General features: G+C 67.3%; 12 protein-coding genes. 1 reads left to right on the top strand and 11 read right to left on the bottom strand.

Annotated elements, in window-relative coordinates:
• Positions 1 to 61 precede the first annotated feature (61 nt).
• The 4 genes from THIX_RS04955 to secA form a co-directional block, all read right to left on the bottom strand.
• Positions 62 to 559, bottom strand: coding sequence for an NUDIX domain-containing protein (locus THIX_RS04955; RefSeq protein ID WP_112485314.1), 498 nt, complete (start codon positions 557 to 559; stop codon positions 62 to 64).
• A 4-nt stretch (positions 560 to 563) separates the two neighbouring features.
• Complete coding sequence (locus THIX_RS04950) at positions 564 to 1,430, bottom strand: ATP-binding protein (RefSeq protein WP_112488182.1); 867 nt, start codon at positions 1,428 to 1,430, stop codon at positions 564 to 566.
• Positions 1,431 to 1,486: 56 nt separating this feature from the next.
• Positions 1,487 to 2,722: a bifunctional glutamate N-acetyltransferase/amino-acid acetyltransferase ArgJ gene (gene argJ / locus THIX_RS04945; protein WP_112485313.1), complete on the bottom strand. Its 1,236-nt coding sequence runs from the start codon at positions 2,720 to 2,722 to the stop codon at positions 1,487 to 1,489.
• Positions 2,723 to 2,848: 126 nt separating this feature from the next.
• Complete coding sequence (gene secA / locus THIX_RS04940; protein ID WP_112485312.1) at positions 2,849 to 5,644, bottom strand: preprotein translocase subunit SecA; 2,796 nt, start codon at positions 5,642 to 5,644, stop codon at positions 2,849 to 2,851.
• A 204-nt stretch (positions 5,645 to 5,848) separates the two neighbouring features.
• Between secA and THIX_RS04935 the strand changes: the two genes are divergently transcribed.
• Positions 5,849 to 6,313, top strand: a complete 465-nt coding sequence (locus tag THIX_RS04935) for a DciA family protein (protein WP_158540802.1) — start codon at positions 5,849 to 5,851, stop codon at positions 6,311 to 6,313.
• A gap of 50 nt (positions 6,314 to 6,363) precedes the next feature.
• On the opposite strand, the gene lpxC is transcribed toward THIX_RS04935, so the two are convergent.
• From lpxC to murG, 7 genes are all read right to left on the bottom strand, one after another.
• Positions 6,364 to 7,290: a UDP-3-O-acyl-N-acetylglucosamine deacetylase gene (gene lpxC, locus THIX_RS04930; RefSeq protein WP_112485310.1), complete on the bottom strand. Its 927-nt coding sequence runs from the start codon at positions 7,288 to 7,290 to the stop codon at positions 6,364 to 6,366.
• Positions 7,291 to 7,568: 278 nt separating this feature from the next.
• Positions 7,569 to 8,762 (bottom strand): cell division protein FtsZ, encoded by a 1,194-nt coding sequence (gene ftsZ / locus THIX_RS04925; RefSeq protein WP_112485309.1) that lies wholly within the window; start codon positions 8,760 to 8,762, stop codon positions 7,569 to 7,571.
• Between the two features lie 109 nt (positions 8,763 to 8,871).
• Positions 8,872 to 10,116 carry a cell division protein FtsA gene (gene ftsA / locus THIX_RS04920; protein ID WP_112485308.1) on the bottom strand — a complete coding sequence of 415 codons (1,245 nt, stop codon included), beginning with the start codon at positions 10,114 to 10,116 and terminating at the stop codon, positions 8,872 to 8,874.
• Positions 10,117 to 10,119: 3 nt separating this feature from the next.
• A complete protein-coding gene (locus THIX_RS04915) occupies positions 10,120 to 10,998 on the bottom strand; it encodes a cell division protein FtsQ/DivIB (RefSeq protein ID WP_233224713.1) in 879 nt (292 codons plus the stop codon).
• A 2-nt stretch (positions 10,999 to 11,000) separates the two neighbouring features.
• Positions 11,001 to 11,993 carry a D-alanine--D-alanine ligase gene (locus THIX_RS04910; RefSeq protein WP_112485307.1) on the bottom strand — a complete coding sequence of 331 codons (993 nt, stop codon included), beginning with the start codon at positions 11,991 to 11,993 and terminating at the stop codon, positions 11,001 to 11,003.
• Positions 11,990 to 13,405 carry a UDP-N-acetylmuramate--L-alanine ligase gene (gene murC, locus THIX_RS04905; protein WP_112485306.1) on the bottom strand — a complete coding sequence of 472 codons (1,416 nt, stop codon included), beginning with the start codon at positions 13,403 to 13,405 and terminating at the stop codon, positions 11,990 to 11,992. The genes THIX_RS04910 and murC overlap by 4 nt, the downstream gene beginning before the upstream one ends.
• Positions 13,402 to 14,475, bottom strand: a complete 1,074-nt coding sequence (murG, locus tag THIX_RS04900) for an undecaprenyldiphospho-muramoylpentapeptide beta-N-acetylglucosaminyltransferase (protein ID WP_112485305.1) — start codon at positions 14,473 to 14,475, stop codon at positions 13,402 to 13,404. Before murG ends, murC begins: the two co-directional genes overlap by 4 nt.
• Positions 14,476 to 14,557: the final 82 nt, after the last annotated feature.

The raw sequence follows: 14,557 nt of genomic DNA, 5'->3' as shown, positions 1-14,557 counted from the left end.
CGCGCCCGGCATGTGCGGCTTGGCCGCGCCCCATTGCAAAACAAGCGGCTAACGGCCCCGATCAGGTCAAGTGCGTCGGCCCCTGATGGGTCGGTCCTTCGTGACTGCGCTCCTGCGCCAACCATTGCAACACGGGGATGGTGCCCGGCAACACCGGCGCGACCGTCACGGGCAGTTGCTGCCACGCGATGTCCTGGCCTTCGCAGGGGCGCATCTGGCCTTGCCAATGCGTCACCTTGCAGAACTGCAACTCCACCCGCGCATGCGGATAGTCCACGACGCATGAACGCCAGAAGCTGGCATGCGGCGCGTGGATATCGAGTTCCTCGTGCAACTCGCGCTCCAGCGCCTGCAGCAAGGTTTCACCCGGCTCGATCTTGCCCCCCGGAAATTCCCAATAGCCCGCGTAGGGCTTGCCGACCGGGCGGCTGGCGAGCAGGAAACTGCCGTCGGCCCGCAGCAGCACGCCCACGGCCACCGGCACCAGCGGACGCTCGACCTCACCGGCAGGCACGGAGGCCGCAGCCGCGCCGGTTTCGGGCTTGACCGTGGCAGGCATGACCTCAGCGCAGCTTGCGGCCAGCGAAGTCGCGCGCGAACTGCAGCGCCACGCGGCCTGAGCGCGAGCCGCGCTCCAGCGCCCAGACCAGGGCCTCGGCATGCGCCGCCTGTGCCTCTTCGGGCGTGATGCCGAAGGCCTGCAGCCAATGGTCGATGATGCGCAGGTAATGGTCCTGGTCGAAGGGGTAGAAACTCACCCACAGACCGAAACGCTCGGACAGCGAAATCTTTTCTTCCACCACCTCGCCTGGATGCACTTCGCCGCTTTCGGTGTGCTGGTAGCTGAGGTTCTCGTGCATGTACTCGGGCAGCAGATGGCGGCGGTTGGACGTGGCGTAGATCAGCACGTTGTCGGCGTTGGCCGAGATCGAGCCGTCGAGCACGGATTTGAGCGCCTTGTAGCCGGCCTCGCCCTCGTCGAACGACAGATCGTCCGAGAACACGATGAAGCGCTCGGGCCGCGACTCCAGCAAGTCCATCAGATCGGGCAGGTCGATGAGATCGGCCTTGTCCACTTCGATCAGGCGCAACCCCTTGGCCGCATATTTGTTCAGGCAGGCTTTCACCAGCGAGGACTTGCCGGTGCCGCGCGCACCCGTGAGCAGCACGTTGTTGGCCGGCTTGCCGGCGACGAACTGGCGGGTGTTGCGCTCGATGCGGCGCTTCTGCTCGTCGATGCCTTGCAGGTCGGAGAGCTGGATGGGCGCCAGCGTGCGCACGGGCTGCAGCATGGCGTGCTGGCCGCGCTTGCGCCAGCGAAACGCCACGGCCGCGCGCCAGTCGGGCTCGGGCGCGGTCGGCGCGAGGGTTTGCTCCAGGCGGCTGAGCACGCGCTCGGCATGGTCGAGCAGGGCCGCGAGGCGGTCCATGGGGTCGGCGCCGGGCTTGGTATCGAGTTGGACGGCGGGCTTGGCCATGGCGCGCTTCAGCTCCGGTAATCGGCGTTGATGCTGACGTAGTCGTGCGAGAGATCGCAAGTCCACACCGTGGCGGCGGCGTCCCCACGGCCCAGCACGATGCGCACGGCAATCTCGGGCTTGGCCATGACGCGCTTGCCTTCGGCTTCCTGGTAGCCGGGGTGACGGCCGCCGCGCGTGGCCACATGCACGGCGTCGAGGTAGAGATCGACGCCGGACACATCGAGGTCGTCGATGCCGGCGTAGCCAACCGCCGCAAGGATGCGGCCGAGGTTGGGGTCGCTGGCGAAGAAAGCGGTTTTCACCAGGGGCGAATGCGCCACGGCGTAGGCCACCAAGCGCGCCTCCTCGCGGCTGCGGGCACGCTCGACATGAATGCTGATGAATTTGGTCGCACCCTCGCCGTCGCGCACGATGGCCTGGGCGATGTGCAGCGCGACCTGCGTGAGCGCCGCGCGCAAGGCCTGCGCCTGCGGGCTGGCCGCATCGGTGATGGCTGGCAACGCGGCACGGCCGGTGGCGGCGATGACCAGGGCGTCGTTGGTCGAGGTATCGCCATCGACCGTGATGCAGTTGAACGAAGCGTCGGCCACCTCGCGGGCCAGTTGCGCCAGCAGCGCCGGCGCCACTGCCGCGTCGGTGGCAATGAAGCCGAGCATCGTCGCCATATTGGGGCGGATCATGCCCGCGCCCTTGGCGATGCCGCTGACGGTGACGCGCACGCCGTCGATGCTGATTTGCGTGCTGGCCGCCTTGGGCACGGTGTCGGTGGTCATGATGGCGGCCGCGGCATCGGCCCAGGCGTCGGCGCGAGCATCGGCGAGGGCAGCAGGCAGGCCGGCGACGAGGCGGTCAAGCGGCAAGGGCTCCAGGATCACGCCGGTGGAAAATGGCAGCACCTCGCGCGCTTTCACGCCGAGGAGCGCCGCCACCGCGTCGCAGCTTTCGCGTGCCGCCTGCAAGCCGGCTTCGCCGGTGCCGGCATTGGCGCATCCGGTGTTGATCACCAGGGCGCGCATCGGCGCGGACTGTGCCACGCCCAGATGTTCGCGGCACACCTGCACCGGTGCAGCGCAAAAACGGTTGCGTGTGAACACACCCGCCACCTGCGTGCCGGGATCGAACTGGAACAGCGTGAGATCGGTACGCCCGGCCTTGCGAATGCCGGCCTGGGCCACGCCGATGCGCACGCCGGGCACGGCATGCAGGGTTGCGGGGTTGGGAGGGGTCAGGTTCACAGCCATGGCGTGGGCTCCATCAAGGCCAGGATGATCGGGTGGGAAGACTGCTGCCGGCTCGACCGTGACGCCAAGGCGCGCGTCAACGGCGGCGGGTCTGGCAGGACTGACGCCCGCCTGGCCCGAAGCCGCTCAGCTCAGCTTGCCGTGGCAATGCTTGTACTTCTTGCCACTGCCACAGGGGCAGGGGTCGTTGCGGCCAACTTTCGGCATGGCGTTGACGATGGGCTGCATCGAGACGGCGCCTGCCGCAGCCGCGGCCACGGCGAGTTCCCCGGCCTCGAGCCCGCCATCGGCCGCCACGGCGCCCGCGGCTTCGGGATGTTGGAACACCAGGTTGTGCAGGCTTTGGGCACGCTGCTCGATCTGCTCGGCAGCCGCTTCGGCCTGCTCCTGGGTTTGCACCTGCACGGTCATGAGGGTGCGGGTGACATCGTTCTTCACCGCGTCGAGCATCTGCCCGAACAGTTCGAAAGCCTCGCGCTTGTACTCCTGCTTGGGCTGCTTTTGCGCGTAGCCGCGCAGGTGGATGCCTTGACGCAAATAGTCCAGCGCCGAGAGGTGTTCACGCCAGTGCTGGTCAAGCGACTGCAACAGCACCATGCGCTCGAAGCTGGCGAAGTTGGCGCCCCCCACCGCCTCGACCTTCGCCTTGTATTGCGCGTGCACGGTCTCCAGCACATGCTCCAGCACGTCTTCGTCGGTCACGGTCTGGTCGGCCTCGACCCACGCCTTCAGCTCCAGGTCGATCTGCCAGTCGTCGCGCAGGGCGCGCTCCAGGCCGGCGATATCCCACTGTTCTTCCATGCTCTGCGCCGGCACGAAAGTGTGCACCATGTCGGTCACGCTGCCTTCGCGCAGGTCGGCGATCTGGGCGCTGACGTCCTGGTTGTCGAGGATGGCGTTGCGCTGCTCGTACATGATCTTGCGCTGCTCGTTGGCAACATCGTCGTATTCGAGCAGTTGCTTGCGCACGTCGAAGTTGCGCGCCTCCACCTTGCGCTGCGCCGACTCGATCGAACGCGTCACCATGCCCGCCTCGATCGCCTCGCCCTCGGGCATCTTCAGGCGCTCCATGATGGCGCGCACGCGGTCGCCGGCGAAGATGCGCATCAGCGAATCGTCCAGCGACAAGTAAAAGCGCGACGAGCCGGGATCCCCCTGGCGACCCGAACGCCCGCGCAGCTGGTTGTCCACCCGGCGCGACTCGCTGCGCTCGGTGCCGACGATGTGCAAACCACCCTGGGCGATGGTGTGATCGTGCAGCGACTGCCACTCGCTGCGCAGCGTTTCCACCCGCTGGCGCTTGTCCTCATCGGACAGATTGGGGTCGGCCTCGATGATCTCGCACTGCTTCTCGACGTTGCCGCCGAGCACGATGTCGGTGCCGCGGCCCGCCATATTGGTGGCGATGGTGATGACCTTGGGCCGCCCCGCCTGGGCCACGATCTCGGCCTCGCGTGCGTGCTGCTTGGCGTTGAGCACCGCGTGCGGCAGCTTTTCCTTGTTCAGCAGCAGCGAGAGGTTTTCGCTCGCCTCGATGGAGGCGGTGCCCACCAGCACCGGCTGGCCACGCTCGAAACAATCCTTGATGTCAGCCACCACCGCCAGGTCACGCTCCCGGGCGGTCTTGTAGACCTTGTCCTGGTGGTCCTTGCGCTGGCTGGGGCGGTTGGTCGGAATGACCACGGTTTCCAGCTTGTAGATTTCCTGGAACTCGTAGGCCTCGGTGTCGGCCGTTCCGGTCATGCCGGCGAGCTTGCCGTACATGCGGAAATAGTTCTGGAACGTGATCGACGCCAGCGTCTGGTTCTCGTTCTGGATTTGCACGCCTTCCTTGGCTTCCACCGCCTGGTGCAGGCCGTCGGACCAGCGCCGCCCGGTCATGATGCGGCCGGTGAATTCGTCGACGATGATCACCTCGCCGTTCTGCACCACGTAATGCTGGTCGCGGTGGTACAGGTTGTGGGCACGCAGCGCCGCGTACAAGTGATGCATCAGCGCGATATTGGCCGGATCGTACAGCGTGCTGCCTTCGGGGATGAGCCCCATCTCGCCAAGGATGCGCTCCGCCTTCTCGTGCCCGGACTCGGTGAGGTAGACCTGATGGCTTTTCTCGTCCACCGTGAAGTCGCCGGGCTTTTCCACGCCCTTGCCGGTGAGCGGGTCTTCCTCGCCGATCTGGCGGTCGAGCAGGGGCACGACCTTGTCGAGCTTGAGATACAGCTCGGTGTTGTCATCCGCCTGGCCGGAGATGATGAGCGGGGTGCGCGCCTCGTCGATCAGGATGGAATCCACCTCGTCGATCAACGCATAGTTCAGCCCGCGCTGCACCCGCTCGGCGGGCTCGAACACCATGTTGTCGCGCAGGTAATCGAAGCCGTATTCGTTGTTCGTGCCATAGGTCACGTCGCAACCGTAGGCGGCCTGCTTGTCCTCGCGCGGCATATTCGGCAGGTTGATGCCGACGGTCAGGCCGAGTAAGTTGTACAGACGGCTCATCCACTGCGCGTCGCGCTGGGCCAGGTAGTCGTTCACCGTGACCACATGCACGCCCTTGCCGGCGAGCGCATTCAAATACACCGGCAGCGTACCCACCAGGGTCTTGCCCTCGCCGGTGCGCATCTCGGCAATCTTGCCGTCGTGCAGCGCCATGCCGCCCACCAGCTGTACGTCGAAGTGGCGCATTTTCAGCGCGCGCTTGCCGCCCTCGCGCACCACCGCAAAAGCCTCGGGGAGCAGCTCGTCGAGCGAACGGCCGTTGGCAACCTGTTGTTTGAACTCGGCGGTCTTGGCACGCAGTTCCTCATCGCTGAGTTTTTCGAACTGGGGTTCCAGCGCGTTGATGCGCTGGGCCACACGCCGGTATTGGCGCAGCAGACGCTCGTTGCGGCTGCCGAAGAGACGGGTCAGGAAGGATGCGGGCATGGGTCGGTCTGGATGCGGCACGCCAGGCAAGCCGGATCAAGCGCGGCCCTGGGCGGGGGATGGACAACAAGCCCCGAATGCCATCACAAGGGAAACTTCCATTCTATCCAGCGCCCCTCGCGCGCGGAGTGGCCTGCCCTTGCCGGACAATGCGGTCTTCGCCCTCATGCGCGCCCAGGCGGCGCTTTCCTGGCGCCACCCCCGATGACCGCAGGCCCGACCCAGTTCCGCAAGCCACGGCGTCGCCACGCCGCGAGCCCGGCTGCCGCCGCCATGGCCATGCTGCCACAGTGGATGCAGCGCACGCCCACGCTGATGACCCTGAAGGAGCAGGCGCTCGCATCCCAGCAGATGTGGGCGACGCTGCAAGGCTCTTTGCCGCCGGAACTGGCAGCGGCCGTGCGTCCTGGCCGTTGGGCCGAAGGTGTCTGGAACCTCACGGCCTCGTCCCCGGCCGTGGCCGCCAAGCTCAAGCTTTACGGGCCGCTGCTGTTGCGGCAGTTGCAGCAGGCGCAATGGCCGCTCAAGCGCATCATGGTGCGGGTGCAGGAGCCGGGTTCGCCGCCGGTGGGCAGTCCGGTACGCGCCGAGGCCGCGACGCCATCGCGGGCGCCGGCCTCGGTGCGCGCCCGGCTGCGGGCCTTGCAGGCCTTGCGCGAAAAGCCGTAGCTGCTTGTGCTCGCGTTGTTGTCCTCGGCACAAGGGCCGAGGCGATGGGCTCAGGCTGCGGCCTTGAGTGTGCTGCGGTAACCGGGCGGTGCGGTGCTGGCGTCGTCGAAGCTGACGATCTCGTAGGACGTGGGATCGTCGAGCACCGCGCGCAACAGCGCGTTGTTGACGGCGTGGCCGCTGCGGTAGGCGCTGTAGGCGCCAATGATGGGATGGCCGATGACGTAGAGATCGCCGATGGCGTCGAGCATCTTGTGCTTGACGAACTCGGCGTCGAAACGAAGGCCTTCCTGGTTGAGGATGCGCGACTCGTTCATGACGATGGCGTTTTCCATGCTGCCGCCCTGGGCCAGGCCGCGCTCGTGCAGCGCGTCCACATCGCGCATGAAGCCGAAGGTGCGGGCGCGGGCGATGTCGCGCACATAAGCCTGCATGTCGAAGTCGAAGCTGTAGTCCTGCGCGGTCTGGTCGATCGCGGGATGGTCGAACTCGATGGCGAAATTCAACCGAAAGCCGTCGTGCGGCTCCAGTCGCGCCCACTTCTCGCCGTCGCGGTCTTGCGTGCGCACCTCCACCGGCCGGCGCATGCGGATGAAGCGCTTGGGCGCGGGCTGCTCTTGCAGCCCGGCGGACTGCAGCAGGTAGACAAAGCTGGAGGCCGAACCATCGAGGATGGGGATTTCCTCGGCGTCCACGTCCACGATCAGGTTGTCCAGCCCCAGGCCGGCGCAGGCCGAGAGCAGATGCTCGACGGTGTGAATCTTGGCGTCGCCCGAACCCAGCGTGGTGGCCATGCGGGTGTCGACCACGGCCAAGGGGTGCAGGGGAATGGAGACGGGTTGCGGCAGATCGGTGCGGCGGAACACGATCCCGGTGTCGGGCGGCGCCGGATGCAGCGTGAGTTCGACCCGCTCGCTGCTGTGCAGGCCGACGCCCACGGCGCGATTGGCCGAACGGATGGTGCGTTGCGACAACATGGTTTGCCGTTTTCCCAATCGAAAAACTGTCATTGATAACAAGGGACTATTTTAAGGGCCCTGAGACAGGTCTGCAGAACGCCTTGCGCGCGCATGGGAACGCAGGGACGGCTGAGGCGCCCGATCCACAACGCGCCAGGCAAAGCCTGCGCGCCGGGCGGAGCAGGAACAGACGGAACGGGGTCATCCGGCCGTTCCTGCCAGCGGCCGCTTCAGGCGGGCTGAAGAAGCGGCCTTGGCCGGCTTGCAATCGACGTGGTTCTGGCAGTTGCCGGGTTTCAGTCTGCCTGCTTGCGCAGGAAGGCCGGAATCTCCAGCTCTTCCATGCCACTTTGCATCAGCGCATTGACATGGGCCGAAGGCGCGTTGCCGCGCGGATTACGCCAGATGGCCGGAATCTGCGAAGTGTCGATGCCCGCACCCGAAGCGTGGCCCATGCCCAAGGGGCCGGAATCGGTGCCGGTGCGCAGCACGGTCAGGCTGGGCGCTGCCTTGACGGCGACGCGGGCTTTCGACAGCCCGGTGGCCAGCACGGTCACGCGCAGCGAGTCGCCCATGGTGGGGTCGTTCACCGTGCCGAAGATGATGTGCGCGTCGGGCGCGGCATAGGCACGGATGGCGTTCATCGCCTCGCGCGTCTCGCTCAGTTTCAGCGAGTCGTCGGCGGTGATGTTCACCAGCACACCCTTGGCACCGGACAGGTCCACGCCGTCGAGCAGCGGGCAGACCACGGCCTGCTCGGCAGCCAGGCGGGCGCGGTCGGCGCCGCTGGACACGGCCGTGCCCATCATCGCCTTGCCGGGCTCGCCCATCACCGTCTTCACGTCCTCGAAGTCGGCGTTGATCATGCCGGGAACGTTGATGATTTCGGCGATGCCGCCGGTGGCGTTCTTCAGCACGTCGTTGGCCTTGGCGAAGGCTTCCTTCTGCGAAATGTCGTCGCCGTAAACCTCCAGCAGCTTCTCGTTGAGCACGACGATCAGCGAATCAACGTTCTTCTCCAGTTCCTCCAGGCCGATGTCGGCATTCGACAGGCGCTTGGTGCCCTCGAACTCGAACGGTTTCGTCACCACCGCCACGGTGAGAATGCCCATCTCGCGGGCGATGCGCGCCACCACCGGCGCGGCGCCCGTGCCGGTGCCGCCGCCCATGCCGGCGGTGATGAACAGCATGTGCGCGCCGGCCAGCGCGTCGCGAATTTCGGCTTGCGCCTGCTCGGCCGCGTCACGCCCCACCTGCGGTTTGCCGCCCGCGCCCAGGCCGGTCTTGCCCAGCTGGATGAAGCGGTGCGAGCTGGACGTTTTCAGCGCTTGCGCATCGGTGTTGGCGCAGATGAATTCCACGCCTTTCACGCCGCTGGCAATCATGTGCTCGACGGCGTTGCCGCCGCCCCCGCCCATGCCAATCACCTTGATGTTGGTCCCACTGTTGAAGCCGTTGTCCGCGGCGTCCTCGATCATTTCAAAAGCCATGATGCACCTCCGTCGATAAAAGTTGAAAAACCCTGCACTGCTGCACTACCCCTCACACATGCCTGCGGTCCAGTGGCCGCAGACCCCGTAAAAACTGTCATGCCCTGCTTCAAAAATTCCCTGCGAACCAGTCGCGCACCCGCGCCACCAGAGACCTCGCGCCGCTGGTTTTCTGGGCGATGCGCGCGCCGCGCTGACGCTGTGTCTGCGCCTCGACCAGCAGGCCCATGGCGGTGGCGTTGCGCGGGCTGCGCACCATGTCCGACAAGGGCCCGGTGTATTGCGGCAGACCCAGGCGCACGGGCTTGAGAAAAATGTCTTCGCCAAGTTCGACCATGCCCGGCATGAGCGACGCGCCGCCGGTGATGACCACGCCGGACGACAGCACCTCCTCGTAGCCCGAGTCGCGCACCACCTGCTGCACCAGGGCGAAAATTTCCTCCACCCGTGGCTCGATCACACCGGCCAGCGCCTGGCGCGACAACATGCGCGGGCCACGGTCGCCCAGGCCCGGCACTTCCAGCCGCTCGTCCACCCCGGCGAGCAGCTGCTTGGCCACGCCGTGCTCGATCTTGATGTCTTCGGCGTCCTTGGTCGGGGTGCGCAGCGCCATGGCGATGTCACTGGTGATGAGTTCGCCGGCGATGGGGATGATGGCGGTGTGGCGAATCGAGCCGCCGGTGTAGATCGCCACATCGGTCACGCCCGCACCCACGTCCACCAGCACCACGCCGAGTTCCTTCTCGTCCTCGGTCAGCACCGCGTGGCTGGACGCGAGCGGGTGCAGCACCACGGCATCGACTTCCAGACCGCAGCGGCGCACGCACTTGATGACGTTCTCGGCCGCGGTCTGCGCCCCGGTGACGATATGCACCTTGGTCTCCAGCCGGATGCCGCTCATGCCCACCGGCTCTTTGACTTCCTGGCCGTCGATGATGAATTCCTGCGGCTCGACCAGCAGCAGGCGCTGGTCGGTGGGGATGTTCACCGCCTTGGCGGTCTCGATCACGCGCGAGACATCGTTCTGCGACACCTCGCGGTCCTTGATCGCCACCATGCCCTCGGAGTTCTGGCCGCGAATATGGCTGCCGGTGATGCCGGTGATGACGCGGGTGATGCGGCAATCGGCCATCAGCTCGGCCTCTTTCAGCGCCGCCTGGATCGACTGCACCGTGGCCTCGATGTCCACCACCACGCCGCGCCGCATGCCGGCCGTGGCCGCCTGGCCCATGCCCACCACCTTCAGCGTGGCGGCAGCGTTCTCACCCTGCGGCAGGATTTCGGCCACCATCGCCAGCACCTTGGAGGTGCCGATGTCCAGCCCCACCACCAGATCTTTGTAGTCTTTGGCCATTCCCTATGCTCCCGAAGGTTTGCCTTGTCGTTTCATCGTTTTCGAATCCGTCTTCGCACCCGGCAGGTCGACCCCGACCAGACGCACGGCAAAACCGTTGCTGTAGCGCAGATCGGCACTCGCCATGCTGCGGCCATAGCGCTTCTGCACCCCGGGCGCCAGCGCCAGAAAGCGTTGCAGGCGCTGGTTGAAAGCCCGGACGTCATGGTCGCTGCCCAGGTCCAGCCTGGGCCCGCCCTGAATCTGCGCCCGCCAGTTGCCCTCGGCACCCAGCTCCAGCGCCGTCACCTTCCACCGCAACGGGGCGAAAGCCTGCGTCAACCGCATGTACATCTGCGTCACCCGCGCCTCGCTGGCGGCCGGGCCGGAGAAGTGAGGCAAGGCCATGTCCTGCACCTCGCCGAGATTGGCCTCGAACAATTGCCCGCTGGTGTTCACCAGGCCCACCGGAGCACTGCCATCGCTCCAGATGGCCAGCGGCTGCTGCGCCTCCAGCGTGACCAGCAGCGACAGCGGCCACACCCGCTGCACCACGGCCTTGTTGACCCAGGGAATCTGGTCGAACGCCTGCTGCGCGGCGGGCAGGTTCACCGTGAACCAATTGCCCTGCAGCCGTGGCAGCGCCTCGCCGCGCAAGGCGGTGGCGCTGACATGCTGCAATTGGCCTTGCACCTGCACGCTGCGGATGGCCCACCAGGGCCGCTGCATCAGCCAGTTGCCGGCCACCACCAGAGCGCCGATGGCGAACAGCCAGACCAGCGCCCGGCTGGTGAAGTTCATCAGCCGGATGTCGAGCGGAACCTCGTCGGCGGTCTTGGCACGCGGCGCGGCGCGCCAGGCGCCGAAGGCGCCGTCACGCTCCATCTGGCGGTGGCGGGCCATGCTCACGGTGACGCCCCTTCGCGCTGCGCGCTGCGGCCAGCGTCCAGCCGTGCATCGGCCAGGATGCGCAGGCATAGGTCCTCGTAGCTCAGGCCGGCGGCGCGTGCGGCCATGGGCACCAGGGAATGGCCGGTCATGCCCGGGCTGGTGTTCATCTCCAGCAGGAAAGGCTTGCGGTCGGTGGCGCGAATCATGATGTCGGCGCGGCCCCAGCCGCGGCAGCCCAGGGCGCGGTAGCTGTGCAGCGCCAGTTGCGCGATGGCTGCTTCTTCGCCTGCGGGCAGATCGCAGGGGCAGATGTAGCGGGTTTCGTCGCTGTAGTACTTGTGCTCGAAGTCGTAGTTGCCGCCGGGGGCGACGATGTGGATCAGCGGCAGCGCGACGGCCGCATCGCCCTCGCCCAGCACGCCGCAAGTGACCTCGTCGCCTTCGATGAACTGCTCGGCCAGCACCGCGGCGTCGAAGCGCGCGGCCTCCGCAAAGGCGGCGCCCACTTCGCGCGGGTGGTCGGCACGCTTGAGGCCGAGGGTCGAACCCTCATGCGAGGCCTTGAACATCAGCGGCAAGCCGAGTTCGCGTGCAGCGGCATGCGCCTGCGCGGCACTGGCCACCATGCGCCACGCCGGGGTGGACAGCCCGTCGCATTGCCACAGGCGCTTGGTCATGTGCTTGTCGATGGCCAGCGCCGAAGCCAGCACGCCAGGACCGGTGTAGGGAATGCCGAGCAACTCCAGCGCGCCTTGCACCGTGCCGTCTTCGCCGTGGCGGCCATGCAGGGCGATGAACACGCGCGACGCCCTCAACGTGCGCAACTCGCACAAGGCTTGCTCGGCAAGATCGAAGGCGAAAGCGTCCACCCCGCGCGACTGCAGCGCCGCGAGTACGCCCTTGCCCGACATGAGCGAGACTTCGCGCTCGCTGGAACTGCCGCCCATGAGCACGGCGACGCGGCCCAAGGCCTCGGGTTCCGCGGTGGAGGGCTGCAGCCGGTTCATGTCGACACCTCCATCGTCCGCGCCAGATCGACCACCTGCTGCGGCACCGCGCCGATGGAGCCTGCGCCCATGCACACCACCACGTCGCCAGCGTGCGCGCTATCCAGAATGGCTTGCGGCATGGCCTTGATGTCGTCGACGAACAGCGGCTCGGTCTTGCCCGCCACGCGCAGTGCACGCGCGAGGCTGCGGCCATCGGCGGCAACGATGGGCGGCTCGCCGGCGGCATAGACCTCGGCCAGCAGCACGGCGTCGGCCTGGCCGAGCACGGCGACGAAGTCCTCGAACACATCGCGGGTGCGGGTGTAGCGGTGCGGCTGGAACGCCAGCACGATGCGCCGCCCCGGATAGGCCCCGCGCGCGGCTTCGAGCGTGGCGGCCATTTCCACCGGATGGTGGCCGTAGTCGTCGATCAGCGTGAAGCTGCCGCCGGCGGGCAAGACGATCTCGCCATAGCGCTGGAAGCGCCGGCCGACGCCGTGGAACTCGGCCAGCGCCTTGACCACGGCAGCGTCGTCCACGCCGAGTTCGGCGGCCACGGCGATGGCCGCCAGCGCGTTGCGCACGTTGTGCAGCCCGGGCAGATTGAGCTTGACGGCCAGCGGCGGCAGCACCACGCCGTTGCGCCGCAAGGCGGTGAAGTGCATGCAGCCGCCATCGGCACGCAGGTCCACGGCGCGCACCTGGGCGTCTTCATTCAGGCCGTAGGGCGTGACCGGTTTGGAGACGAAAGGCAGGATGGCGCGCACGCCGGGGTCGTCCACGCACAGGATGGCGGCGCCGTAGAACGGCAGGCGGGCGATGAACTCGACGAAAGCCTGGCGCAGCCGCGCCATGTCGTGGCCGTAGGTGTCCATGTGGTCGGCGTCGATATTCGTCACCACGGCCATCACCGGCAGCAGGTTGAGGAAGGACGCGTCGGACTCGTCGGCCTCGACCACGATGTACTCGCCCTGCCCCAGCTTGGCATTCGCCCCGGCGCGGTTGAGCTTGCCGCCGATGACGAAGGTGGGATCGAGCCCGCCCTCGGCCAGCACGCTGGCGACCAGGCTGGTGGTGGTGGTCTTGCCGTGCGTGCCGGCGATGGCGACGCCGCGCTTGAGGCGCATCAGCTCAGCCAGCATCACGGCGCGTGGCACCACCGGAATACGGCGGGCGCGGGCGGCGCGCACTTCGGGGTTGTCGGGGCCGACGGCGGTGGACACCACCACGGCGTCGGCCCCGGCGATATGGGCGGCATCATGGCCGATGGCGACGCGAGCCCCCAGCGAGCGCAGACGCAGCACCGCGGCGCTTTCGCTGAGATCGGTACCACTCACGCCATAACCGAGGTTGAGCAAGACTTCAGCGATGCCGCTCATGCCGGCACCGCCGATACCGACGAAGTGAATGTGGCGGATGGCATGTTTCATGTCGGGTTCTCCAGCGCCTCGCATGCCGCGACGATGCGCTGCACGGCATCGCGCTTGGCGAGCTTGTGCGCCTGCTGCGCCATCGCCGACAGGCGTGGGCGGTCGAGGCTGCGCAGTTCGGTGGCGAGGCGCTCGAGTGTGAGTTCGGTTTGCTGGATCAGCAGGGCCGCGCCCGGCTCGGCCAGGAAGCGGGCGTTGGCGGTCTGGTGATCGTCCACCGCGTGAGGGAAAGGCACGAACAGCGCGGCAACTCCAGCACAGGCGATTTCGCTCACGGTGGATGCGCCGGCGCGGCAGATGACCAGGTCGGCATCGGCGTAGGCCGCCGCCATGTCGTCGATGAATTCGCGGCAGTCGGCCTGCAACCCAAGCCGCGCATAGCGCTGCTGTAGGCTCTGCAGATGTCCGCGGCCGCTCTGGTGCAGCACCTGCGGGCGCTCGGCCGCGCCGAGCAAGGCCAGTGCCTGGGGCACGCGCTCGTTCAGCGCTGCCGCCCCCAGGCTGCCACCGACCACCAGGATGCGCAGTGGACCGCTGCGGGCGGCGTAGCGTTGCGCCGGCGCGGGCAGGTCGCGGATGGATTGCCGCACCGGATTGCCGATCCAGTCGCCCGTGGGCAGGGTGTGCGGGAAAGCGGTGAGCACGCTGTCGGCCAGACGCGCCAGCAGGCGGTTGCTCATGCCGGCCACGGCGTTCTGCTCATGCAGCACCAGCTTGGCTCCGGCCCAGTCGCTCATCAAGCCACCGGGCACGGTGATGTAACCGCCCATGCCGAGCACCACGCCGGGGCGCACACGGCGCAGCGCGTGCAGCGCTTGCCAGAAGGCGCGCAGCAACTTCAGCGGCAGCAGCAATTGGGTCAGCAGCCCCTTGCCACGCACACCGCCGAAGTTCACCCACAGCATGGGATAGCCCTGAGGCGGCACCAGCCGCGCTTCCATGCTGGCGGGCGCCCCCATCCAGTGCACCTGCCAGCCGGCGGCGCGCAAACCCTCGCCCACGGCCAGCCCGGGAAAGATATGGCCACCGGTGCCTCCGGCCATGATGACGGCGGTGCGCGGCGCACTCATATCTGCCCTCCTCGCATGAGCAGCCGTGTGGCGCAGCCTGACGGCTGCCCGTTTTGGCTCCGGCATGACTTGCGCTGCGCGC

The sequence above is a fragment of the Thiomonas sp. X19 genome (assembly GCF_900089495.1).
GTDB lineage: Bacteria > Pseudomonadota > Gammaproteobacteria > Burkholderiales > Burkholderiaceae_C > Thiomonas_A.
The sequence above is the reverse complement of the archived record's forward strand: the minus strand, read 5'-3'. Positions and strand labels throughout refer to the sequence as shown.